The organism is Microcystis sp. M20BS1 (genome assembly GCF_020245305.1).
GTDB classification, from domain to species: domain Bacteria; phylum Cyanobacteriota; class Cyanobacteriia; order Cyanobacteriales; family Microcystaceae; genus Microcystis; species Microcystis ichthyoblabe_A.
Genome location: NZ_JADBUZ010000116.1, coordinates 1 through 23,740 on the forward strand (window position 1 = coordinate 1; position 23,740 = coordinate 23,740).

At 43.8% G+C, this 23,740-nt stretch carries 24 protein-coding genes; 11 read left to right on the forward strand and 13 right to left on the reverse strand.

Translation table 11 applies throughout. From position 1 onward, the window contains the following. The first annotated feature begins 135 nt into the window (after positions 1 to 135). Together IM507_RS12430 and mutS are read left to right on the forward strand one after the other, a co-directional pair. Entirely contained in the window at positions 136 to 495 is a 360-nt protein-coding gene (locus IM507_RS12430; RefSeq protein WP_002735759.1) for a hypothetical protein, read from the forward strand. Between the two features lie 186 nt (positions 496 to 681). Continuing rightward, complete coding sequence (gene mutS / locus IM507_RS12435; protein ID WP_069474951.1) at positions 682 to 3,330, forward strand: DNA mismatch repair protein MutS; 2,649 nt, start codon at positions 682 to 684, stop codon at positions 3,328 to 3,330. A 305-nt stretch (positions 3,331 to 3,635) separates the two neighbouring features. Here mutS and IM507_RS12440 read toward each other — a convergent pair whose 3' ends face one another. Then, positions 3,636 to 4,133 carry a 2TM domain-containing protein gene (locus IM507_RS12440; RefSeq protein WP_002742944.1) on the reverse strand — a complete coding sequence of 166 codons (498 nt, stop codon included), beginning with the start codon at positions 4,131 to 4,133 and terminating at the stop codon, positions 3,636 to 3,638. Between the two features lie 60 nt (positions 4,134 to 4,193). Further along, complete coding sequence (gene trmFO, locus IM507_RS12445; protein ID WP_287637107.1) at positions 4,194 to 5,531, reverse strand: FADH(2)-oxidizing methylenetetrahydrofolate--tRNA-(uracil(54)-C(5))-methyltransferase TrmFO; 1,338 nt, start codon at positions 5,529 to 5,531, stop codon at positions 4,194 to 4,196. A 241-nt stretch (positions 5,532 to 5,772) separates the two neighbouring features. Between trmFO and IM507_RS12450 the strand changes: the two genes are divergently transcribed. Beyond that, positions 5,773 to 6,051: a hypothetical protein gene (locus tag IM507_RS12450; protein ID WP_002736942.1), complete on the forward strand. Its 279-nt coding sequence runs from the start codon at positions 5,773 to 5,775 to the stop codon at positions 6,049 to 6,051. A gap of 318 nt (positions 6,052 to 6,369) precedes the next feature. Here IM507_RS12450 and IM507_RS12455 read toward each other — a convergent pair whose 3' ends face one another. Continuing rightward, on the reverse strand, positions 6,370 to 7,449 hold the full coding sequence (locus IM507_RS12455; RefSeq protein ID WP_002737661.1) for a PIN/TRAM domain-containing protein: 1,080 nt from the start codon (positions 7,447 to 7,449) through the stop codon (positions 6,370 to 6,372). A 268-nt stretch (positions 7,450 to 7,717) separates the two neighbouring features. Here IM507_RS12455 and hemW point away from each other — a divergent pair, with 268 nt between their 5' ends. Beyond that, entirely contained in the window at positions 7,718 to 8,890 is a 1,173-nt protein-coding gene (hemW, locus tag IM507_RS12460) for a radical SAM family heme chaperone HemW (RefSeq protein ID WP_002736088.1), read from the forward strand. A gap of 17 nt (positions 8,891 to 8,907) precedes the next feature. On the opposite strand, the gene IM507_RS12465 is transcribed toward hemW, so the two are convergent. Both IM507_RS12465 and IM507_RS12470 read right to left on the reverse strand, forming a co-directional pair. Then, a complete protein-coding gene (locus IM507_RS12465) occupies positions 8,908 to 9,228 on the reverse strand; it encodes a cupin domain-containing protein (RefSeq protein ID WP_069474947.1) in 321 nt (106 codons plus the stop codon). Beyond that, positions 9,228 to 9,800: a shikimate kinase gene (locus IM507_RS12470; protein WP_016514518.1), complete on the reverse strand. Its 573-nt coding sequence runs from the start codon at positions 9,798 to 9,800 to the stop codon at positions 9,228 to 9,230. The genes IM507_RS12465 and IM507_RS12470 overlap by 1 nt, the downstream gene beginning before the upstream one ends. 233 nt (positions 9,801 to 10,033) lie before the next feature. Between IM507_RS12470 and IM507_RS12475 the strand changes: the two genes are divergently transcribed. Beyond that, positions 10,034 to 11,107: a Gfo/Idh/MocA family protein gene (locus tag IM507_RS12475; RefSeq protein WP_002737757.1), complete on the forward strand. Its 1,074-nt coding sequence runs from the start codon at positions 10,034 to 10,036 to the stop codon at positions 11,105 to 11,107. A gap of 51 nt (positions 11,108 to 11,158) precedes the next feature. On the opposite strand, the gene IM507_RS12480 is transcribed toward IM507_RS12475, so the two are convergent. Continuing rightward, positions 11,159 to 11,494 (reverse strand): excalibur calcium-binding domain-containing protein, encoded by a 336-nt coding sequence (locus IM507_RS12480; protein WP_002736899.1) that lies wholly within the window; start codon positions 11,492 to 11,494, stop codon positions 11,159 to 11,161. Between the two features lie 93 nt (positions 11,495 to 11,587). Further along, positions 11,588 to 12,892, reverse strand: coding sequence for a histidinol dehydrogenase (hisD, locus tag IM507_RS12485; RefSeq protein WP_123230544.1), 1,305 nt, complete (start codon positions 12,890 to 12,892; stop codon positions 11,588 to 11,590). A 66-nt stretch (positions 12,893 to 12,958) separates the two neighbouring features. Here hisD and IM507_RS12490 point away from each other — a divergent pair, with 66 nt between their 5' ends. The 3 genes from IM507_RS12490 to murB all read left to right on the forward strand — a co-directional run bounded on the left by IM507_RS12490 (position 12,959) and on the right by murB (position 16,291). Next, positions 12,959 to 13,645, forward strand: a complete 687-nt coding sequence (locus tag IM507_RS12490) for a hypothetical protein (RefSeq protein ID WP_069474945.1) — start codon at positions 12,959 to 12,961, stop codon at positions 13,643 to 13,645. Between the two features lie 240 nt (positions 13,646 to 13,885). Then, positions 13,886 to 15,313, forward strand: a complete 1,428-nt coding sequence (murC, locus tag IM507_RS12495; protein WP_002736561.1) for a UDP-N-acetylmuramate--L-alanine ligase — start codon at positions 13,886 to 13,888, stop codon at positions 15,311 to 15,313. A gap of 99 nt (positions 15,314 to 15,412) precedes the next feature. Next, on the forward strand, positions 15,413 to 16,291 hold the full coding sequence (murB, locus tag IM507_RS12500) for a UDP-N-acetylmuramate dehydrogenase (RefSeq protein ID WP_123230545.1): 879 nt from the start codon (positions 15,413 to 15,415) through the stop codon (positions 16,289 to 16,291). Between the two features lie 216 nt (positions 16,292 to 16,507). Here the strand turns inward: murB and IM507_RS12505 are convergent, their stop codons facing one another. The 6 genes from IM507_RS12505 to IM507_RS12530 form a co-directional block, all read right to left on the reverse strand. Next, positions 16,508 to 16,918 (reverse strand): type II toxin-antitoxin system VapC family toxin, encoded by a 411-nt coding sequence (locus tag IM507_RS12505; protein WP_002803249.1) that lies wholly within the window; start codon positions 16,916 to 16,918, stop codon positions 16,508 to 16,510. Continuing rightward, the gene (locus IM507_RS12510) at positions 16,915 to 17,175 is read right to left on the reverse strand and encodes a hypothetical protein (RefSeq protein WP_002736321.1); all 261 of its coding nucleotides are present in this window, start codon (positions 17,173 to 17,175) and stop codon (positions 16,915 to 16,917) included. The genes IM507_RS12505 and IM507_RS12510 overlap by 4 nt, the downstream gene beginning before the upstream one ends. A 318-nt stretch (positions 17,176 to 17,493) precedes the next feature. Beyond that, the gene (locus IM507_RS12515) at positions 17,494 to 17,886 is read right to left on the reverse strand and encodes a hypothetical protein (RefSeq protein ID WP_002791850.1); all 393 of its coding nucleotides are present in this window, start codon (positions 17,884 to 17,886) and stop codon (positions 17,494 to 17,496) included. Continuing rightward, the gene (locus tag IM507_RS12520; protein ID WP_002778608.1) at positions 17,883 to 18,260 is read right to left on the reverse strand and encodes a DUF433 domain-containing protein; all 378 of its coding nucleotides are present in this window, start codon (positions 18,258 to 18,260) and stop codon (positions 17,883 to 17,885) included. The genes IM507_RS12515 and IM507_RS12520 overlap by 4 nt, the downstream gene beginning before the upstream one ends. A gap of 213 nt (positions 18,261 to 18,473) precedes the next feature. After that, a complete protein-coding gene (locus IM507_RS12525) occupies positions 18,474 to 18,851 on the reverse strand; it encodes a hypothetical protein (protein WP_002736741.1) in 378 nt (125 codons plus the stop codon). Further along, on the reverse strand, positions 18,848 to 19,120 hold the full coding sequence (locus IM507_RS12530; protein ID WP_002736754.1) for a hypothetical protein: 273 nt from the start codon (positions 19,118 to 19,120) through the stop codon (positions 18,848 to 18,850). The genes IM507_RS12525 and IM507_RS12530 overlap by 4 nt, the downstream gene beginning before the upstream one ends. Positions 19,121 to 19,531: 411 nt before the next feature. Here IM507_RS12530 and IM507_RS12535 point away from each other — a divergent pair, with 411 nt between their 5' ends. The 3 genes from IM507_RS12535 to IM507_RS12545 all read left to right on the forward strand — a co-directional run bounded on the left by IM507_RS12535 (position 19,532) and on the right by IM507_RS12545 (position 23,739). Then, positions 19,532 to 20,350, forward strand: coding sequence for a hypothetical protein (locus IM507_RS12535; RefSeq protein WP_002736154.1), 819 nt, complete (start codon positions 19,532 to 19,534; stop codon positions 20,348 to 20,350). A gap of 698 nt (positions 20,351 to 21,048) precedes the next feature. After that, a complete protein-coding gene (locus IM507_RS12540) occupies positions 21,049 to 22,782 on the forward strand; it encodes a peptide ABC transporter substrate-binding protein (protein ID WP_002737008.1) in 1,734 nt (577 codons plus the stop codon). Continuing rightward, positions 22,783 to 23,739 (forward strand): ABC transporter permease, encoded by a 957-nt coding sequence (locus IM507_RS12545; RefSeq protein ID WP_123230546.1) that lies wholly within the window; start codon positions 22,783 to 22,785, stop codon positions 23,737 to 23,739. Position 23,740: the final 1 nt, after the last annotated feature.

Genomic DNA, 23,740 nt, shown 5'->3' on the forward strand with positions numbered 1-23,740 from the left:
CATGGCTATCATTCTAGCAAATAGAGAGAATTCTTGTCCATTAAGAAATGTTACAAATTACATGGGTACATTAAGAAAAGTTAAGGAGCGTATCCATTGATGGATAAGGGTTTTCGGCTATTATAGTATATATGTATGGGGGAAGTTCAGCTAGAAGAACAAGATGCTACTCATTTTTGTTGGATCCGCGATGAATTCCACAGTATGCCGGAACCTTTTTTTAGTGATAAATTAATTATCACCGGCCACACGATTACTTTTACTTTTCCGGGGGTAAGTCCGGGGCAATTAGTCGCCGGTGCCGGTTGGTTAGATATCGACACGGGAGCCTATCATCCCCACAGTAATTGGTTAACTGGATTAGATATCACTAATCGTTTGGTTTATCAGGTTAATACCAAAGATAAAACCAGGCGAAAATTCGATTTAGAAGATATAACCACCTCAATTAATCCCGCCGAAGTCTATACTAAAAGAGTGCAGCCCACCCCTTAAAAATAACTGTTATTAACAAAAATATAATTCTCGGACGGGGAATAATGTCAAATCCCCCCAGATAGCTCAGATATTAATCCCTGGATTGAATAACGCGAACCAGCAGCTTAGGCTATTGGGATTCTTTGATCGTAGGTTCTCAAGAGCGGTAAATTGAATAAAGAATTGTCCAGCTTTCCTTCACCCATGACTCTCCCCTCGGATTTTCCCCTAGAACCACCGGCTACCAATAAAGATCCCCATCGTGATTATCGCGGACTCGATCGCGATAAACTCACCCCCATGTACCAGCATTATGTGGAGGTAAAAGAAACCTATCCCAATGCCCTTTTACTGTATCGTGTGGGCGATTTTTTCGAGTGTTTCTTTCAGGACGCGGTGATTATCTCCAGAGAATTAGAATTAGTTCTCACCAGCAAGGAAGGGGGTAAAGGGATTGGGAGAGTCGCCATGACCGGGGTTCCCCACCACGCCCTAGAGCGCTATAGTCGTTTATTGGTGGAAAAAGGCTATGCAGTGGCGATTTGTGACCAAGTAGAGGATTCAACGGAAGCAGCCGCCGAAAAACGACTCGTAGAACGCGCTATCACCAAACTGCTCACCCCCGGAACCCTCACCGATGAGGGAATGTTAAACGCAAAAAAGAATAATTTTCTAGCTGCTGTGGTTATAACCGGAGAAAATTGGGGATTAGCCTATGCAGACATCTCCACCGGAGAATTCTACACCACCCAAGCCAGCGATTTAACGGCTTTAAGCCTAGAATTAACCCGGTTACAACCCTCAGAAATCCTTTTTCCCATCAATGCCCCCGATTTAAACCGTATTTTGCGCCCCGGGGAAAAATCCGACCATCTCCCCCCCTGTTTACCCGATAGTTTTTGTTATTCTCTCCGTCCCCAAAATATCTTTACTCTCACAGAGGCGAAAAATCGTCTCCTAATCACCTATAAAATGCGTTCCCTAGAGGGGATGGGCTGCGAACATTTACCCCTCGCTATTCGCGCAGCCGGAGGCCTATTAGAATACATTGAAGATACCCAAAAAGCCAATCAAGTCCCCCTACAACCTTTAAAAACCTACTCTATCTCGGAATTTTTGATTTTAGATGGGCAAACCCGTCGCAACCTTGAAATTACCCAAACGGTGCGCGATGGTAGCTTCTATGGTTCTCTATTATGGGCGATTGATCGCACTTGCACGGCCATGGGTAGTCGGGCCTTACGTCGTTGGTTACTGCAACCTCTCTTAGATTCTCGCGGTATTCGCGCCCGTCAAGATACTATCCAAGAGTTAAAGGATAATCCCTCCCTGCGCCAAGATATTCGGCAAAAATTAAGGGAAATCTACGATATAGAACGTTTAAGCGGTCGTGTAGGTGCAGGAACGGCTAATGCCCGCGATTTACTTTCCCTAGCGGCATCTTTAGTCAAATTAGCCGATTTAGCGGCTTTGGTTGCTTCGGGAAATTCGCCCTATTTGAAAGCTTTACAGCAAATTCCCGCCGATTTAGAAAAATTAGGCCAGCAGGTGATAGCGCATCTGGTGGAATCTCCCCCGCTGCATCTGAAGGAAGGGGGGGTGATTCGCCAGGGAATTGATGCCCAATTGGATGCCCTCCGGCGCGACTATCAGGAAGTAATCGATTGGTTTAAGAATCTGGAGACGACAGAAAAAGAAAGAACGGGTATTAGTAACCTTAAGGTTAATTATAACAAAACTTTCGGTTATTATATCAGTTTACCCCGCAGTAAAGCTGATTTCGCCCCAAAAGATTATGTGCGTAAGCAAACTTTAGTCAATGAGGAACGTTATATCACCACCGAGTTAAAGGAGAAAGAAAATATAATTCTGACGGCAGTAGATGAATTAAATAAGTTAGAATACGAGATTTTTAGCGATTTACGCCGTCAAGTGGCCGAATTTTCCCCAGAAATTCGGGAAGTGGCCACAAAAGTCGCCGCTTTGGATGTATTGGCAGCATTGGCAGAAATCGCCGTTTATCAGGGATATTGTCGCCCAGAAATCGCCGATGGTCGTCTTATCGATATTAAAGATGGTCGTCATCCCGTGGTGGAACAATCCCTTGGGGCCGGCTTTTTTGTGCCGAATTCGATTAATTTGGGCAATCAGGAAGGTTTAGAATACCCCGACTTGATTATTCTCACCGGTCCCAATGCTAGTGGCAAAAGTTGTTATCTGCGACAGGTGGGATTAATTCAATTGTTAGCCCAAACCGGCAGTTTTGTCCCAGCAAAGTCGGCCAAAATCTCCATCTGCGATCGCATTTTCACCCGGGTGGGGGCTGTGGATGACCTCGCTACCGGCCAATCCACCTTTATGGTGGAAATGAACGAAACTGCCAATATTCTCAATCACGCCACAGACAGATCATTAGTATTATTAGACGAAATTGGCCGGGGGACAGCCACTTTTGACGGTTTATCCATAGCTTGGTCTGTGGCCGAGTATTTAGCCACGGTACTGCAATCGCGGACGATTTTCGCCACTCACTACCACGAACTGAACGAATTAGCCTCAATTTTAGAGAATGTGGCCAATTATCAGGTAACAGTCAAAGAATTACCCCATGAGATAGTATTTTTGCACCAAGTACGACCGGGAGGTGCGGATAAATCCTATGGTATCGAAGCGGGGAGATTAGCCGGTTTACCAGCTTCTGTGATCGATCGTGCCATGCAGGTGATGGGTCAAATCGAAAAACATAGTAAAATTGCGATCGGTTTGCGTCAAGGAATTAAGAAAATTAAACCGGTTAAGTCGGATAATTCCCCCTCTCTGCAGCAGTTAGATATTTTTGATGACAGTAAGTAGGGTTTGCGGCAAAAAGTTTGTTGGTGGAGGCAGGGTGTGGGGTGTGGGGTGTGGGGTGTGGGGTGTGGGGTTTTAGCGATTTTGAGAGGGTCAATTACCTAATTTTCAGGGAAAAAGTACCTGAATTTTCCCCCCAATCACTCCCACATTTGGTACTTTTTGATTTGCCAAAAGTCTAAAAGTCTTACCCAACAAGATTTTTAGATTTATTTAGCAGACCCTAAGTAGTCGTGGACAACTCAACTTTGTGTCCTTTGTGTCTCTGTGGTTCACAAAAACAAAAAAGGCTTAATTTGGCAACACTATTAAAACTGTAAAAACTTTTTAACTTGTGTCCAAAGATTGGTAAAAGACTCTTTCATTTCCTCCTTAATTTTCCAGCGTTTAAATGCTTCTTCGTAGGCAATTCCTTGATTTTGAAAAGTTTTCCAAGCCGAGAGAGAAAGAGGTAAACCCATCAGCAAAAAGATATAAATTGCCCAAGAAATTGTTCCCGCACTAATTAAATTAATGATAATAAAAAAACTATTAATAATCAGATAGCGAACGGTTTTATTTTTTAGCTCCTCGCGACGAAAGCGATCGAATTCTTGCCGTTTATAACTGAGCATTTTTGACTCTTGCCAGTCCTTTTCCGCCGCTTCTAAGTCTTTAACTTCAATAGCTAAATCGTCGGCAATTTCTAACAACTGTTGACGGGTAATTTCTCCCCTATCCCCTTGACGGGAGATAGCCAAATAGAGAATTTCCTGCACATCCTCTTGACTGTAGGATTGGGGAGGGAAAAAATCGGGGTTTGGCATAGCGATAGAGAAAGAAATAGGTTCCTTCTCTATTATGGGCGATCGATTAGCGATTGACAGTTAGACGAGACAGGGAGTTTTTAGCTGATTTATCCATGCTTCTAAATCCTGCAAAGAGCGATCGGCATATTGACCGTAACGTTCCCGTTTATTGCGGATTTTTCTGGTAAAATTCGGCAAAATGCCAAAATTTGGCGGCATCGGTTGAAAATGTTTCGGTTCGGCACTGCTGATAAACTCAAATAATGACCCCATCATCGTTGTGGTTGGCAATGTCACCGTTTCTAATCCTAAAGCTAAACGAGCGGCATTAGTTCCCGCTAACCATCCCCCAGCGGCCGCAGCCGTATAGCCTTCCGTACCGATTAACTGTCCTGCCGCTAATAGCGTCGGTCGCGATTTAAACTGGAGACTGGAGGATAATAACTGGGGAGAATTAATAAAGGTGTTTTTGTGCATCACCCCCATGCGGACAAATTCGGCCTTTTCTAACCCCGGAATCAGACGGAAAACCCGTGTTTGTTCACCCCATTTTAAATTAGTTTGAAATCCCACCATATTCCACAATTGCCCCGCTTTATCTTCCATTCGCAACTGTATAACTGCGTAGGGACGTTGATCCGGATATCTGGGATCCACTAATCCCACCGGTTTCAGGGGACCAAAACGCATGGTATCCTCTCCCCGACTGGCTAATTCTTCGATTGGCAGACAAGCCTCGAAAAATTTGGCATTTTCTCGCTCAAAATCCTTTAATTCCGCTTGTTCTGCTTGTTTTAACTCTTGCCAGAAATGCAGGTATTGTTCCCGATCCATGGGACAATTGAGATAGGCGGCCTCACCTTTATCGTAACGGGAGGCCAGAAAAGCGATCGATTGATCAATAGATTCCCCTAGAATAATCGGACTAGCGGCATCAAAAAAGCTCAGATAGTCCAGTCCGGCAAAATTTTGCAGATCTGCGGCCAAAGCAGCACTGGTTAACGGTCCAGTGGTTAAAACGACGATACCATCCCGGGGAATTTCCGTGATCTCCTGACGTTTTAAGGTGACTAGAGGGTGGTTAGCCAAGATTTCCGTCAAATTTCGACTAAAGACCCCTCTATCGACCGCTAAAGCCCCTCCTGCGGGGACACTATGCTGATCGGCCTGGGCAATAACTAGAGAATTTAAGCGTCGTAATTCTTCATGGAGTAACCCAGTAGCGCGATCCACCGCCATGGCACCAAAGGAGTTACTACAGACTAATTCGGCTAAAAATTGGCTATGGTGGGCGGGACTAGAGCGAATTGGGCGCATTTCGTACAGGATCACGGGAATACCGGCTTGGGCTATCTGCCACGCCGCCTCAGTCCCCGCTAATCCTCCACCAATTACATGAATAGGGCGATCGATCATAGTTGGGAGAAAATGGCTAGAGTAGGATTATTTTAGCGTTAGTTCCGAGTCACCAAAAAATAGGCGGGGCTGACGGCGATCGCATAAAAATTTTGGCTGATCGCAAACTCAGGTTATAATCAAGGAAGGGATAGAATATTATATTTTATCTCGTCACGGTTTTTGCTTTCGAGAAGGTGGCAACACCGCCCCACTTTCTCACCATCTCCTTCCAGATGGGCTAGTTAGCGGTTTGACTTCTATGAACACCAATTATCTTGAGGAATACCAAAAATACCTAGCCGAATGGCAGAAAATGCTTCTGTCCGCTTGGGGTAATGGTCTTCCCACGACTACACCAGTGTTTGAGTTTCCGGAAACTTTGGTTAAATCCCTCGAATATCAACAAGAATGGGTGAAATCCTACCTAACCGCCCAAGAAACCGCCACCAAAGTTGCCCTCGATAGTCAGAAACAATTCTGGGATAGTTATTTCGGTTTTGCTCGTCAGTCCATGGCTGTAATCAATAAACCAGCTTAATTAGGGTTTGCTGAATAAATCTAAAAACCTTGTTGGACAAGGTTTTTAGACTTTTTTTCCCTCAAAAAGTGCCGACCTTTGGAGTGATTGGGGGGAAAATCCCTGGACTTTTTCCCTGAAAATTAGGTAATTGACCACCTGAAAATGGGTAAAACCCCACACCCCACACCCTACACCCCACACCCTGCCCCTAGGAAAAACTTTTTTAGCAAACCCTAGATAGTTCGATTGGTGACTTAACTTCCCTTAGAAAATGAAATTCCTCAAATACAATCCCCTCTGGCTCTGTATTTGAGGCTTTTTTGGGTTTTATTACCTTTAGGCAATCAGGGAATTTTGGGGTTTAGCAAAAATCATCCGTCCGGCCGAGGTTTGCAGTGCAGATGTCACCACTACCCGCAATTCTCCCCCTAGATAATCTTTTCCTTCTTCTACCACCACCATCGTGCCATCTTCTAGATAACCGATGCCTTGGGTGGGTTCTTTTCCTGCTTTGAGAATTTTCAGATCTAACGTATCCCCAGGCAAGTAGATCGGGCGTACTGCTTGGGCGAGATCGTTGACATTCAAGATGGTGACTTTTTGCAGATTGGCCACTTTGCTGAGATTATAATCGTTAGTGAGCAAGGTGGCGTTAATTTCTTGGGCAAGATGGACTAATTTAGCATCTACGGTGCTAATATCCTCATAATCGGCGGGATGAATGATAATGCGCTCGGGTAATTCTTGCTGCATCCGGTTTAGGATATCTAATCCGCGTCTTCCTCTAACTCGTTTTTGGTCGTTACTGCCATCCGCTAACTGTTGCAATTCCTGAAGGATAAATTGGGGGATGAGTATCTGTCCCTCGATAAATCCCGTGTCTAACAATTGTTCGATACGACCATCGATAATACAACTGGTGTCCACAACTTTGGTGGCGGCCGCTTGTAGGGTCCCTTCTGCCACTAAAATTGATTCCATACTATTGGGGTTAATCAGACGCAAAAAAGTGCGACCGTGGGTATCTGCTAAACTAACCCCCAGATAGGAAAACATAATACTGCCTAAAATAGCGATTATCGGCTTGATAAACGAGAATTCTCTGGGAATCGGGAGGAAGAAAATCGGAGCTAGGATCAGATTAGCAATCAACAAACCGATAACTAGACCGACCGAACGGGTTAAAATAACTTCGATCGGAGTTTGCCGTACTTGGGTTTCTAGACGACGATAGGTAGTTTGGGCAACTAAACCAAGAGCTAAACCAATAATTGAGGCAAAACCCGCTGATAACCAGCGTAAAGCTTCAATATTGCTGATTTGAGACTGGACAGTAACCGGCAGCAAGTCAACACCACTATAACCAATACTGGCAACAGCGAAGACGAATAGTAAAATTATGACAGCATCAAGCATGGGTATAATACCAGAGAGGATAGGGGGGAATGATGATAGAAAAATAATGAGTATGGATGCTTTTCTATTATATCTGTGGGTTTCTCCTAATTTGTGTCGGGAAAGTTGCCTCCATTCTAGGAGATGTTCTCCCCAGCCATAATACATCTTAACGAAGATAAACGAAATTACAGTAGGAGGCAGGAGGCAGGAGGCAGCTTTATTCTCCCCACACCCCACACCCCACACCCCACACCCCACACTCCCTTTTTTCCTTTTTCCTCATATAATGCCCTATTTTCACCCCGTAACCTCGGTTTATATTCATATTCCCTTTTGTCGTCGGCGCTGTTTTTACTGTGATTTCCCGATTTTTGTCGTTGGTAATCGCACCAATCCGGCGACTTTTCCCCCTGTGGTGGAGTATGTGGAAATATTACAAGAAGAAATTAGCCTTAGTCAGGGGACGGGGAAACCCCTAGAAACAATTTTTTTTGGGGGGGGGACTCCTTCCCTATTACCAGTGGAATTATTAGGATCGATTCTGGATACTTTAGCTAAAAAGTTTGATTTTGCGGCCGATATAGAAATTTCTATGGAGATTGATCCGGCTACCTTTAGTTTAGAACAATTACAGGGTTATCTTAGTGCGGGAGTCAATCGGGTTAGTTTAGGAGTACAGGCTTTTCAAGAACCATTATTACAGGTTTCTGGTCGATCGCATACCGTTAAGGATATCTATCAGGCAGTGGAATTAATTCAGGGATTGGGAATAGTTAACTATAGTTTGGATTTGATTTCGGGATTGCCACAACAAACCCTGACAGATTGGGAAAATTCCCTAGAAAAAGCGATCGAACTGCAACCGGCCCATCTTTCCTGTTACGATTTGGTCTTAGAAGCGGTTACTCCTTTCGGTAAACAGTATCAACCGGGGAAAAAACCCTTACCCGATGATGAAACCACGGCGAAAATGTATGTTTTAGCCAGTGAAAAACTAGCTTTAGCCGGTTATCAACATTACGAGATTTCTAACTATGCTAAACCGGGTTATCAATGCCGACATAATCGAGTTTACTGGGAAAATCGTCCCTATTACGGTTTTGGTATGGGGGCCGCTAGTTATCTTCATCAACAACGTTTTACCCGTCCGCGCAAAAGTCGCGACTATTTCGCTTGGGTAAAAGAAGGCTGCCCAATTGACGTGGAGAAAAATAGTTTTATCGATGATCTTCTCGAAACCTTAATGCTAGGGTTAAGGTTAGGGTCAGGGGTGAGTTTACCCGCGATTGAAGCTAATTTTGGTCCGGAAATCAAAAAAGCAATTTTAGAGGTCTTAGAGCCGCATAAACAGCGTAATCTAGTAATAATTGAGGGGGATACCAGGGTAAGATTAAGCGACCCCGAAGGTTTTTTGTTTTCTAATATCGTTTTAACCGATTTATTCGATCGCTGGCAATAGTCAGGAACTATATTTTACTAGCGATAATAGATAGCTAACCAAATACAAGGGGGATTATTGCTAGTAAATTCGACGCGGTGTTTTTGGTGAGGAGGAATCAGGAGATAATCCCCCGCTTGCAGATTAACTTTGTTGCCATCTTCATAACTAATCTCAGCAAATCCCTGTAATAAAATCACCCATTCAAACTCAGATTGATCGTACCATTGACCCCGGGGAGTGGTTTGACCGGTGGAAATAATTCTTTCTAGACGAATAGCCTGACTTTGAGCTAAAATTTCCAGAATTTCTCGGTCGGGAATTAGTTCAGGTAAATCAAAAATTGAAGCTGCTATCATTAGTTATGATCCCTTTCTGGATGAAAATCTTTAATCACCGTCGGTATTGCTGTTAAAATTTTCTCAACGATATCAGTAGGTGTATCTAGGTCAGAAACAACAATCCTAATATCTGCTTCTGCATAAAGTCCTCGTCTTTGTTCTAATAATAATTCCAGTTTACTTTCTAAATCAGTGGACTGAAGCAAGGGACGAGAGGTATCTTGTTTTAAACGTTTAACCAAGACTTCGAGGGGAACATCTAACCAAATCATTAAACCGTGACGAAGATAACTCCAATTCATCGGTTTTAAAACCATCCCTCCCCCGGTGGCAATCACAGTTTTAGTCAGAGAGGATAATTCGGCCAAAACTTGGGTTTCTAACTCCCGAAAAGTCGCTTCTCCCTCGTCGGCAAAAATTTCCCTGATTTTCTTTCCCGCGACCCTTTCTATTAATATATCTGTATCAAAAAAACGATATTGTAACCGTCGGGAAAGCAACTCTCCCAGGGTGGATTTGCCAGATCCCATCATTCCTAGCAAAAAAACACTTAATCCCCGTAAGGAGTTAAAATCCGTTGAATTGTCCATAGTTAAAATTTAGCTGAATGTAGTCCTCGCTACTCAGGGACGATGTTTTGATAAGCATTTGGGAGTGAAAACCGCGAGATGGAATCAGAAAATCTTCTCAGAACCCCCATTGACACCGACATCGTGTCAGAATCTGGATAACCATGATACCATCTTGGTAATTAATGGACAAAATCAGCTTGATTAATTTAATCAAGTGGTGTGGGGAGTGTGAACACAGGAGTCTAAAATTCATGTCCAATCAACCAGCAAACTTTCCGGGTAATAGAAATCAACTCAAACCGATTAAAGTCGGGGTTATCGGGGTCGGTAACATGGGACAACACCATAGTCGCATCCTGAGTTTATTAAAAGACGTGGAATTCGTCGGGGTGGCCGATGTCAACGTCGAAAAGGGTCTGGAAACTGCCAGTAAATACCGAGTCCGTTTTTTTGAAAATTATTTAGATCTCTTACCTAGGGTAGATGCGGTTTGTCTCGCTGTCCCCACGCGGTTACACCATCGAGTCGGGATGGACTGTCTGCAAGCGGGAGTACATACCTTGATCGAGAAACCGATCGCCGCTAGTATTAGTGAAGCGGAATCTTTAGTCAATGCGGCAGCCGATCATGATTGTATTCTGCAAGTGGGTCATATCGAGCGTTTTAATCCCGCTTTCCAAGAGTTATCGAAGGTCTTGAAAACCGAGGAGATTTTAGCGATTGAATCCCATCGCATGAGTCCCTATTCCCAGCGCGCTAATGATGTGTCGGTGGTGTTAGATTTAATGATCCACGATATAGATTTAATTTTAGAATTAGTCGCCGCTCCCGTGGTGAAATTAACCGCTAGTGGTAGTCGCGCTGCCACTGATTCCGGTTATCTCGATTATGTCACTGCAACCCTTGGTTTTAGTAATGGAGTAGTGGCTAATTTAACCGCTAGTAAGGTGACTCATCGCAAGATTCGTCGTTTAGCAGCCCACTGTAAAAATTCTCTCACGGAAGCGGATTTTCTCAATAATGAAATCCTCATTCATCGGCAAACCACCGCTAACTATAGCACCGATTACGGTCAAGTTCTCTACCGTCAAGATGGTTTAATTGAAAAAGTTTATACTAGCAATATTGAACCTCTACACGCGGAATTAGAACATTTTGTTCATTGTGTGCGCGGTGGGGACCAACCTTCTGTCGGTGGGGAACAAGCTTTAAAAGCTTTACGATTAGCTAGTTTAATCGAACAAATTGCCCTTGATGGTCGCGTTTGGCAACAATCGGACTGGAATTATCAATATCTTAATTCTCCCGTGATTACTGCTTCTTAATTGTTTTTACCCCAATTCTTTAAATGAGAGAATTGGGGTGAAGAACCAAAATTAGTTATCTGGAAAACTTTTTAAACATTTTTCTGAGGATTTTTTTCCACAGAATTGACTTTCACAGGGAACTCCATCACCGTCTCCATCCATTTTGACATTGGGGCAATTTCTCAAGAAAAAAGTCGCTTCTGCACAGGATGTCATCTGCGAACAGTGAGTTCTACCATCGCACCGAAACTGTGGAGAAGGACTAGGTTTTTTCTGGGGAGTGGGACGATTATTGTTGTTAGCTACGGCTAAATTATTGAGGGTTTGATTGCCAGAAATTGGTGATTTTATTGATATTTGTTCGCTCAGAAAACCCAGAATTAAAATAACAATTAATTTTTTCATAAAATGCTTGCCTGATTCTCTGCTCTTATCATAGTAACAGATAGGAGACAGGATAATAAATCAGAGTTATTCCCCGTTTCCTATTCCCCCTATTTAGAGTAAAATTTCCCTGTGTTGAATTGCTAATTTATGGGCGGGAAAACCTTCGTACTCGGCTAAAGTTTTCGTGGTTTCTTTTAACTTTTCAAAGCCTTCAGGGGTGACATAAGCCAAAGTGGAGCGCTTGAGAAAATCATAAACCGAAACCGCGGAATAGGAACGGGCAAAACTTCCCGTCGGCAGCACAGCATTGACTCCGATGGCGTAGGTAGCCATAGAGGAAGGAGTATGATTTCCCAGGAGAATTTCGCCAGCATTTTTAATCTTGCCCAGAATGGCAAAAGGATTACTAACTAAAAGCTCTAGATGTTCCGGGGCGTACTCATTGACAAAATCGAGGGATTGCTGCAAACTATCGGTTAAAATTATGCCCCCATAGGCGGCTAAACCCGCCTCACAGAATTCCCGTCGCCAATCTGGGAGTTTTTGCAGGTATTCCTGAGCGTATTCACTAGCAGCGATCGCTAAATCTTCACAGTGGGTGACTAATAAAGCCGCCGAATCCGCCCCGTGTTCCGCTTCAATTAATAAATCCAAGGCCGCTAAACGGGCATCGGTGGACTCATCGGCCAAAACTATCGACTCACTTGGACCTGCCGGCAAACCCACATCCACAGTGCCGAACAGTAACCGTTTGGCCGCCGCCCCATAGACGCTGCACGGACCGGTAATTTTGTCAACCCTTTTGATATTTTTTGTTCCCAAAGCCAAAGCAGCGATCGCTTGTACGCCCCCTAACTTATAAATTTCTCTGACTCCAGCCATGCGTGCCGCCACCAGAGACACTGGCTCCACGTTGCCCTGTTTATCGGGGGGAGTGCAAACGACAACTCTTTCCACTCCTGCCACCATTGCTGGTATAGCTAACATTAACATCATCGAGGGAAAAGCACCGCGGCCCCGGGGAACGTATAAACCCACATTGGGGATAGGAGAGATTTTTTCGCCAGCAAAGACACCGGCTTCAATTTCTGCCAGTTGTATTTCTTCCGGCATTTGGCGACGATGTACCTCTTGAATATTCCGAAAAGCCTGTTCAATGGCGGTTTTTACTTCTGGTTCAATTAACTGAAAAGCCCGCTCAAATTCTGCCTCGTTGACTTTGATATTTTCTACCGTCGCACCTTCGTAGTCAAAACGCCGCACATAGTCCACAACGCCGGCATCCCCCCGTTCGCGGATGGTTTCTATCACCGTTTGAGCGACTTTTAGGGCGTTATCAATATCTAACTCGGCTCTTTTCTGAAGTTTTGCCCGTTCCGCATCACTTAATTGCGAAAGTTTTAATATTCTGACCACTATTGCTGCTCCTACTGCCCCCGTCCTCTCAAGAATAGCGGGGAATCTGAATCTTTTTTGATTATAATGCAGATCATGTTTAAGCTCTCTTGCTGTTCTGTAAATGCGATCGCTCTTAGTTTATTATGGGGGGCGATTGGTCCGGTGTGGGCAGAAACGGATTTAGACCTAGATCCGAAAATTCGGCAAGAAAGCCCGGTTTTAGAGCGTTGGTTAGAAAAAATACCCGATATCGCCGAAGATATTCGCCGCGATCCCAGTTTTCGCACTCGTATCCGCTTGGGATATGCAGAGTTTCCTTCTAGCGATAATTCCAGTGGCGTGATTTTGGGGGTAGAAGATGTGTTTTTTGGTCAAACCAGTTTAACCCTAAGCGGCGATTATCAGACGGCTTTTAACGGCAAAAGGACGGCAATAGGAGGAAATTTACAATACTATCTCCTCCCTTTGGGTGATTATGTCAATCTAGCTCCCATGGTGGGCTATCGTTACATTCAAACAGGAAATTACAGCACCGATGGGCTTAACTTAGGATTAAAGCTCAAATTAGCCCTTTCTCGCACGGGAGCCGCAGATATCACCGTCAGTCAGAGTTTTATCTCCCCCGGTGGTGATAACGAGGTGGGATTGACTACTCTTTCGGTTGGTTATGCGATTACTTCTAATTTACGTTTAGCTGCCGATATTCAAGCCCAAAATTCCCGCGCTCGCAAAGATAGCTCCGTGGGAATTTTACTGGAATGGCTGCCCTAATTAGGTTCGTAGGGGCAGCGTGTGGGGTGTAGGGTGTAGGGTTTTACCGATTTTTGGGACGTTTGGCAAAGCTGGGTAAAAAAAGGAATTGGGAGAAAAAATTTTAATTCTGCGTCAAGGATGTTGCAAGGTGACTGGGCAACATTTGGGAATTCTGCTCAAATGCCCCTATCATGAGGTTGACTTTACTACCGATCGAGTTTAAAACTTATATAATCGTGGGTTTGAGGAGTGAAAAAAGTGAAAAAAGTTAATTTTAACGGCCAACCTTTCCATTTTATCGGTATTGGCGGCATTGGGATGTCAGCCCTCGCTTATATCTTAGCCAAACGCAATTTACCCGTGTCTGGCTCCGATTTACGTCCTACTCATATCACCCAACGGCTACAGGGAGCGGGAGCGCAGATTTTCCACCGTCAAGAGGCAAATAATTTAGCTTTATTTCATTCTCCTGGCCTTCAAAACAGTAGCCAAACAGTTCCGCAAGTAATCTGCTCCACGGCGATTAATGACCATAACAAGGAATATCAAGCGGCCAGAGACTTAGGATACCCAATTTTTCACCGTAGCGATGTTTTAGCGGCTTTAATCGCTGATTACGACAGTATCGCCGTCGCTGGCACCCACGGAAAAACCACCACTAGCAGCCTAATCGGTTACGTTTTGTTAGAAGCGGGATTAGACCCCACGATCATTGTCGGTGGTGAGGTGGACGCGTGGGAAGGTAACGCTCGTCTTGGTCAAGGTCGTTTTTTAGTGGCAGAGGCCGATGAGTCCGATGGTTCCCTAACCAAGCACGCCCCGAAAATCGGCGTAATCACTAATATTGAGCTAGATCACCCCGATCATTACCAGAATTTAAGCGAAGTTATCGATACTTTCCGTGAATTTGCCGATCAGTGCCAGATTTTAGTCGCTTGTTTAGATTGTGACACGATCGCCGAGCATTTCCGTCCGACAATCAGTTATAGTCTCGATCCCGAAAAAGGTGCGGATTACACCGTCAGCGAGATTATCTATGAACAGGGAATGATGAAAGCTTCCGTCTGGGAAAAAGGCAGTTATCTGGGACAAATGGAGGTGAAAATCCCGGGGCAACATAATATTAGTAATGCTTTGGCAGTGGTTGCCATCGGACGTTATCTCGGTTTAGAATTTGCTGTTATTGCCGATGCGATCGCTACTTTTGCCGGAGCAAAACGCCGTTTTGAACACAAGGGAGAAGCAAACGGCATCACCTTTATCGATGATTATGCCCACCATCCTAGCGAATTGTTGGCCACGTTAGCGGCTGCAAAATTGAAGGTAGAAGGCAAACAGTACCAACGTTCGATCGCCATTTTCCAACCCCATCGCTACAGTCGCACCACTGCCTTTTTGGAGGAATTCGGCTCCGCTTTCAGTTCCGCCGATGTGGTAGTCTTAACGGATATTTATAGTGCCGGGGAAGTGAATATCGATCACGTCACCGGGCAGCAAGTGGTCGAACAGGTGAGAAAACACCATAAAAATGCCTACTATCACCCTGAATTGAGTTCTTTAGGTCAATTCCTGCTAGAAATTCTCCAACCAGGGGATCTGGCTCTGTTCCTCGGCGCTGGCAATCTCAATCAAGTTATCCCCGAAATGCTCTCTCTTTACCGCGAACAATTAGCGGTTAGAGTATAGGATTCAGTTATCAGTAATCAGTAATCAGTAATCAGTTATTATGTTTACTGATTACTGATTACTGTTCACTGAAAATGCTCCCCAACCCCCTAAAACCCTATGATTAAAACCTCTGTTTCTCTAGCTGATTTCACTTCCTACCGGGTGGGGGGAAGAGCGCAATGGTATGCCGAACCAGTTAATCTAGAGGAATTAAGAGAAGTGTTCGCTTGGTGGCGATCGCAAGATTTACCCTTGACTGTTTTGGGGGCTGGTTCAAATTTACTAATCAGCGATCGAGGTTTACCCGGACTTGTCCTCAATACTCGCCATCTGCGATCGAGTTGTTTTGATGCCGAAACTGCTACGATTACAGCAGCGGCGGGGGAACCCCTGCCAAAAATAGCTTGGAGAGCGGCAAAACGGGGCTGGAGGGGCTTAGAATGGGCGGTGGGTATCCCCGGGACGGTGGGGGGGGCTGTGGTGATGAATGCGGGCGCACATACCTCCTGTGTGGCGGATCGATTAGTGCGGGCGCTGGTATTAAATCCCGATGGTCAGTTAGAAACTTTAAGCAAAGAAGATTTAAATTATAGTTATCGCAGTTCTTCTCTGCAAGGGGATCAACGTTTAGTTGTCGAAGCCACATTTCAGTTAGAAGCTACCGATAATCACGAGGAAATAATGGCAATTACTACCCATAATTTACGCCATCGCAAAAGTACCCAACCCTATGATCGTCCTAGTTGTGGTAGTGTTTTCCGCAATCCTAAACCGCAATATGCTGGGGCTTTAATTGAGGGAATGGGATTAAAAGGTTATCAAATTGGTGGGGCGCAAGTATCAGAATTACACGCTAATTTTATCCTGAATATTGGTTCAGCAAAAGCCTCGGATATTCTGCGTTTAATTCGTCATGTGCAGGAACAAGTGTTCGATCGCTGGTCCCTCTGGTTAGAACCAGAGGTGAAAGTTTTAGGGGAATTTGACGGGATTTAACTATTTTTCTCGATAACGGTTGAACTCAGCCACGATGGGATCGAGTGCGACGGCAAATATTTTTATAATCCTCTAGCATGGTGCGTTCCCCAAAAATCTATTGGTGGAGCGGTAGGAGCCACATTAGGGAACGCACCCTACAAGATTGCGATCATACTGACAGTGGGAGCAGTCTAACGGTGGAGTTATACGCCGTTGGAAGCAGGTCTTCGATCATTACACTTGAATGATATCAAAGCTTTCTTTGTTTGTAATCCGATAAAACAGGAAATCTGAATCGATTGTGAGAATTTGCCGATATCCTGTCTTTTCAGCTACCAAGACCAGGGTTGCATCCGCCAAGTCCATGGGGCGATCACGGTATTGCTCCATCAATGCCAACAAACGACTGTAATCACTTTCCTGAATATCGTAAACCACCAGCAGTTTGTCTAAAAGAAGCTGTCCCAGTTGTTTTTGCATTTGCCAACCACCCCGATGCAGCGCAAGGTACATGGCTTCGGTCAGGCATGACCAAGTTGTTAAAAGGGGCGTTTCTAATCGGAGGACTGCGTTTTTATAGGCGTTATGCTGAGACTGAGTTCGATCTACAAGACAAAGTAGGACTCCGGCATCGCACAGGATCATAGATCTAGTCCTTGTTGCCGATATTTTTTGAGCAGGAGTTGCTGATAGTTGCTGACTGGTTGAAGTGGCGTTACGTCTAAATGATCCACCGTCTCAAACCATTGTGACCATCTCTCGACAATTTTTTCAGCAGTTTGGCTGGTATCAGGTTTAGCTTGATGTTTGTGGATAATACAATCAATGAAGTCACTCACCTCTTGCAAGAGTGGCTCGGAGAGTTGGTGCAATTTGGCGATCGCAGTATCACGAGTTGTCATAGGAACTCCTCTATACAGTTTTCTTTATTGTGAGCGTAACGTTAATCGCGTTTAGTTCCTAAGCTATCACGATTTTAAATTGCTGGTTGATAGGAGAGAACAGTACAGGGATTGCCGGGGATTTAGCTAAACGGAAACTTTCCGTATATCGCGCCCAAAAGCGTGTTATCCAGATTAGCCTACTGCTAGTGGAGCGGTAGGAGCCACATTAGGGAACGCACTCTACAAGATCGGCGATCACACTGATTAGCTTTCGTCGGTCGGAGTGCATTGGGGTTGTTATGCTGTGTCACCAACAGATATGATGCGCCAATCACCTTATGGAATAAACAACCGACCAGCCCCCATATAGTCTTGGATATCGATCACAATTTCTACAAGCCTTTCAACGCAGCGTTCTCGATAGTCAGATTCATTGACCCTATCCGGATCGCCAATCGTAATGATCGGAAATGAAGTCGGTTGATTTTCTTCACGCATTACTTGTTCCAACGAGTCTTCACCCTTCGCATTCCGGTTTGCCGTAAGTAAGAGCATCCCGTTGGTTTGGGCAAATCTCCAAACTACTCGATCATTGCTGTCTGCGGGTAAGCCAACGTCTTCAAATGTCCTCAACCGAATTAGAGCGAGATCTAATAACCCGCTAACAACAAGACTTCCAGAGATCAGAATTGCCTGCCGATTCAAGTTGTAATCAGCCAGAACAATCATTGCTTCTTCGCTTCCCGCTTTGCTCTCCGTTCCTGAAGTTTAGCTCTAACCGCTTCATAGCCTGGACGAGGAGGAGTAGCAGCGATCCGAGCAAAACGTTCGCGATTCCTCTCTTCCCAAAATTGTTTAGTTTCTGCGGCAGTCTTTAAAACCTCCTGATATTCCGCTTCCACTTCTGTTCGATGTGTTTCAATGTAGGAAAGGGCAGCATGAATCTGAGCATCTGTAAGATTGAAGGCATCACGAATAAACTTGGGTGGATACTGAGCTTTGAGATAATCGATTACGTCATACAGAGTAATACGAGTATCCGCAATTGTAAGCCCTCGCTCTGTGCGGATTATAGCTGTTTGTCCATTCGATGCCAGTGCCATAGCAGTCTTAGCTTTTAATCATTTAATTCCATAGTAGCGCACAAAAAAAGCAAGGGGAGCCAACGCCCCAGTTCTCGAAACATCAACTGCTAATCATTCAGCCATAATAAACCTCCTTTGCGGTTTTGACGCGGCATAACGTTCTAATTGAGCCGCCGCAGACAATCTGTAATTTTTGCAGGTATTTTTTGTAAAGTCGGCTCCAACGCAGTGTTAGACGACACTTACTTTGCGGATTTCTACGCTGCCTTCTTCAAATACTTGAACTGTGAGTTGATAGCCTTCCATTAATGACATTCCAACTAGAGGTTCGGAATCAGCTTCATCAATTGGTATGGTTAAATAATCTCCGTCCCAAATTACGACGGCTTCATAGACATTAAAAACGCATTCGCTACCATCACCAAGAATAGCGCGTCCTCGTCTTTTCCATTTCAGGTTTAGCTGATCGATTAGGTCTGGTGGCAATGAAAGCCAACCATTAAAACCTGTATCAATGATCGCATCTTGCGCGTAAATATTTCCTTCAGAGTCACATATCGAAAGTGAAATAATCGCCTCAAAATCCGCGTTAACGATTCCTGCGATCATACTAATCTCTTTGTACGTCCACCAAATCGGCGAACATAACGAGAACCGACTCGAACAATCCAGATTTGAGCATCTGGGTGACGGGCTTCGAGTCTATTGCAAGCAGGTATTTCACGCGCATCAATTTCAAAGTCGCCAGTTTCAAGGTCAATTGCTACAATTTTGCCCTGATTACCCAATTCGACTTGTGGACGTATTTGAGTTTGATAAATCAGATCGCCACGTTGGGCAAATTCTTCTTTGCTATAGCGGGGTTGATGGATTGTCATTGGCTTGACCCTGTGGCAACTTTTGCCCTCTATTTTAACCTAAACATCGGGAATCTTTGCTAACATTCCCCAACTGGTCCCACAAGAGCGGCATCGCACTTAAACCCACAGCTTTAATCAATGGGCATGGTGCGTTCCCCAAAATTGATCGCTGGATCAGTGGGACTTGCATTAGGGAACGCACCCTACAAGATCAGCGATCGCTCTATTGATTATGCGGAAACTTTCCGTATATCACGCCCAAAAGCGTGTTAGCCAGATTAGCCTACTGCTAGTGGAGCAGTGGGAGCCACATTAGGGAACGCACCCTACGGCTAACGTTCCCATTAGACCGCGCTGCTACGGCAATGCATTCTTATTAAGAGTTAGAATTGCTGTAAAAACTAACCCTTCTAATTCTAGAATCGTCTAATGGATATTCATTACATTAATCAAGGAAAGCGTGGAAAAGTAGGTCTTTGCAATATTTGTAAACAATCAGCTTCTCTAAGCTGGGATCACGTCCCACCAAAGAGAGGTTTTGATTTGAAGCCTGTTGAGCAGATCACGATTGTACAACGTTTGACTGTCCACCCTGAAGAACAGAAACGTCTTATTTCACAGAATGGTGTGAAGTATCGAACCCTTTGCGAACAATGTAATACACGCTTGGGGCGTCGCTACGACCCAGTTCTTAATAGCTTTGCTCTTGGAGTAGGCAGGATTCTTAAATCAATTGTGGAAGTTCCACCAATGATTCATTACAAGACGCAACCAGCAAAATTGATTAGAGCTATTCTTGGTCATTTAGTTGCAGCGAAGGGAGTTATAGACCATAATGTTGTTGATCAGAAAATACGCGAATTTCTGTTTGATGATCAAGCTCAGATCCCTGAAGAAATTAAAATTTTTTACTGGATTTATCCATATGAAGAAATTGTGGTTGTTCGTGATGTCATTATGCCTGCGGTCAGAGGAAACTTAAGTGAATTTAGTGAACTTGGAACCTTTAGCATCCTTAAATATTTTCCAGTAGCTTACGTGGTTTGCAATTTAGAACAATATGAAGGACTCGACGAATTAACAACCTATCGTGATCTCAAGCTAGAAGAGACTGCTGAGATTCCACTTCGCTTAACTGACATAAAACATTCTGAATGGCCAGAGATGATTGATGAGGGAAACTTTATGGCAGGCGGATTGAATCTAAACAGTTCTGTTCACGCTCGCCCAAAAAAACCAAAAGCATGACTTCCCCACAAACAACTTTTGCATACTGTCTCAACCGAGAATTGGCGGTCTAACTATTGATTATACGGAAAATTTCCGTATAACACTCCTGAAAGTAATGATATGGGTCAACTTTCGGCATCTCACCCCATTTAGGCGCGATCGCCAAAACTTTTCCGTATATCGCGCCCAAAAGCGTGTTAGCCAGATTAGCCTACTGCTAGTGGAGCGGTAGGAGCCACATTAGGGAACGCACCCCACGGCGATGGCTACCACACTAATTATATACTAGACGGATTTTTTCCATACAACACCCCAAATACGGATTTTCTGGCTCTTCGTTACTTTTTATGGTTCGATAGGGTGGCATAAATAAACTAAATCCTTATCTGGCAAGAGATTTAATTGATTAGTTCGCTCTAGATCAAAAACAATTGACAAAAATCGCCAAACGTCTTTCTCTATAAGGGTTCCATCCCTTATAACCCCCGTACATTGCATAACACAAACCAAAGAACCCATTTCGTCGTCGTGCCTAGAATTTTATTGTCTAGTACAGGCCAGCTATCGTAGCACGATCGATTTAACTTGACTAGGAATGGATAAAGGCAAATAATCAATTAATCGATCGAGATCAAGACTCAATGTCTGATAACTTGTTATTGGTGGGGTAGGGAATCACCTAAGTCACCCTGTTGAATTATTGATTGTCATTAAAAATGTTTAAGCGATCGCTTTTCTTGCCCCTGTTAATTTTATCCCTTAGTTGTACGCTGCTTTTTAGTGCTTGTCGTCAACAAACAGCTAATAATCCCCCAGCAACGACCAATAATAATTCAGAAACTTTAAAACTTTTATATTGGCAAGCACCGACGATTTTAAATCCCCATCTCTCCACGGGATTTAAAGACTCAGAAGCGAGTCGCATTACCTTAGAACCTTTGGCTAGTTTCGATGAAAAAGGGGAATTAGTTCCTTTTTTAGCGGCAGAAATTCCTACTATTGAAAATGGGGGAGTTGCCCGGGATGGTAAATCGGTGACATGGAAGCTAAAAAAAGATATTAAATGGTCAGATGGTACTCCTTTTACTGCCAAAGATGTCATCGCTACCTATAATTTTATCACCAATCCGAAAACTGGTTCCACTAGCGCCGGCAATTATGAAATAGTTAAAAGTGTAGAAGCGATCGATCCCCATACAGTTAAAATAACTTTTAAGCAAGTTAATCCCGCTTGGTCATTAGTTTTTGTGGGGACAGAAGGGATGATTTTACCAGCACATCTCTATGAAAAGTATAGCAATGAAACAGCACGCCAGGCCCCTGCTAATTTATTACCGGTGGGAACTGGCCCCTATAAAGTGGTAGAATTTAAACCGGGAGATACGGCGGTTTATGAACCAAATTCTTTCTTTCGAGAAGCGGATAAATTGGGTTTTCAAAGAATAGAATTAAAAGGAGGAGGTGATGCCACTTCGGCGGCACGAGCGGTTTTACAGACACAGGAGGCGGATTATGCCTATAATTTGCAAGTAGAGGCTAAGGTTTTAAGTGATTTAGAAAAAGCGGGTCGGGGTCAGTTAATATCTAGTTTCGGTTCTTTGATTGAAAGAGTTTTATTTAATCTGAGCGATCCTAATCAAGCTACTCCTGAAGGTGAGAGGTCTAGTATTAAGTTTCCCCATCCTTTTTTGAGTGATGTGAAAGTAAGAGAAGCTTTGTCGTTAGCCGTTGATAGAGATACTATTGCCACGCAACTTTATGGTATTACTGGGAAAACAACTCCTAATTTTATTGTGATGCCATCGGAATATAATTCGCCCAATACTAGCTATGAATTTAATCTAGAAAAGGCTAAGAAATTACTAGATGATGCGGGATGGAAAGATAGTAATGGTGATGGTACTAGGGATAAAAATGGGGTAGAAATGAAATTAGTTTTTCAAACCACTGTCAATCCTCTCCGTCAGAAAACCCAAGAAATTATCAAACAAAGTTTACAAGCGATCGGGGTAGGAGTAGAATTAAAAACTGTTGATGCCAGTATTTTCTTTTCTAGCGATCCTGCTAACGATGACACGGTAGAAAAGTTTTATGCTGACCTACAAATGTACACTACCGGTAATAATAGTCCCGATCCGAAAGCCTATTTTAAAACCTTTACCTGTAGCGAAATTCCCCAAAAAGCTGATGGTTGGGCCGGGGATAATTATGCTCGTTATTGTAATCCTGAATACGATAAATTATGGCAAGCTTTTAGTCAAGAATTAAACCCAGAAAAACGGCGAGAAATAGCGATTAAAATGAATGATATGTTAATCAATAATTTTGTGATTATTCCCCTAGTTCATCGTGCCGATGTGGTGGCAATTAGCAATAGTTTGTCAGGGTTTGAATTAACTCCCTGGGATAGAAATACTTGGAAGATCAAAGACTGGAAGCGTAGTAAATAAATGCTCAAATATTTTCTGAAAAGATTATTATTTTCGATTCCCACTCTTTTAGCTATTAGTATGGTGGTTTTTGGCATTTTGGCCCTAGCGCCGGGGGATCCGATGGGGGAATTTGCCGCTAATCCCGCTATCACCGAAGCGGTGCGAGAAAATATTCGCAAAAGTCTCGGATTAGATCAACCCCTTCCCGTGCGTTACGTCAAGTGGTTGTTAGCATTTCTTCAAGGAGATATGGGCTATTCTTTCACCAGTCGCAGCCCAGTTTTTACCCTCATTTGGCAGCGTTTACCCACAACCCTCTGGATTGTTGGTATTGCCTATATTTTCGGGGTTTTAATCGCTTTTCCTTTGGGCATAATTTCAGCAGTCAAGCGCTATTCTTGGTTAGACAAAATCATCTCTACTTTTTCCCTACTTGGCTTTTCTTTACCCACTTTTGTGACGGGATTATTATTAATTATTATCTTTAGTGTACAGTTAAACTGGCTACCATCTTTTTATAACAGTACCCTAGAAATCCGTGATTTTAATAGTTTGGTCGAGCAGGTTAAACAGTCAATTATGCCCATAACCGTATTAAGCTTATATCAAGGGGCGATGTTGATGCGTTTCGTGCGTTCTTCCGTAACTGAAGAAATTCACCAAGAGTACGTTAAAACTGCCTTAGCCAAGGGACTAACTAATTTTTCTGTCCTAACTAAGCATATAGTTCGCAATGCTTTAATCCCCGTTGTCACCCTGATTGCTCTCGATATTCCCTCAATTTTTACCGGTGCTTTAGTCACAGAACAAGTGTTTCGTGTACCGGGTATCGGTGCTTTATTAATTGATTCTATTTCCCGCAGTGATACCCCCGTAGTGATGGCGATTACCTTTATCTATGGGATTTTAATTGTTATCTTTAACTTAATTGCCGATTTAACCTATAGTTGGCTCGATCCGCGAGTCAGATATTAAC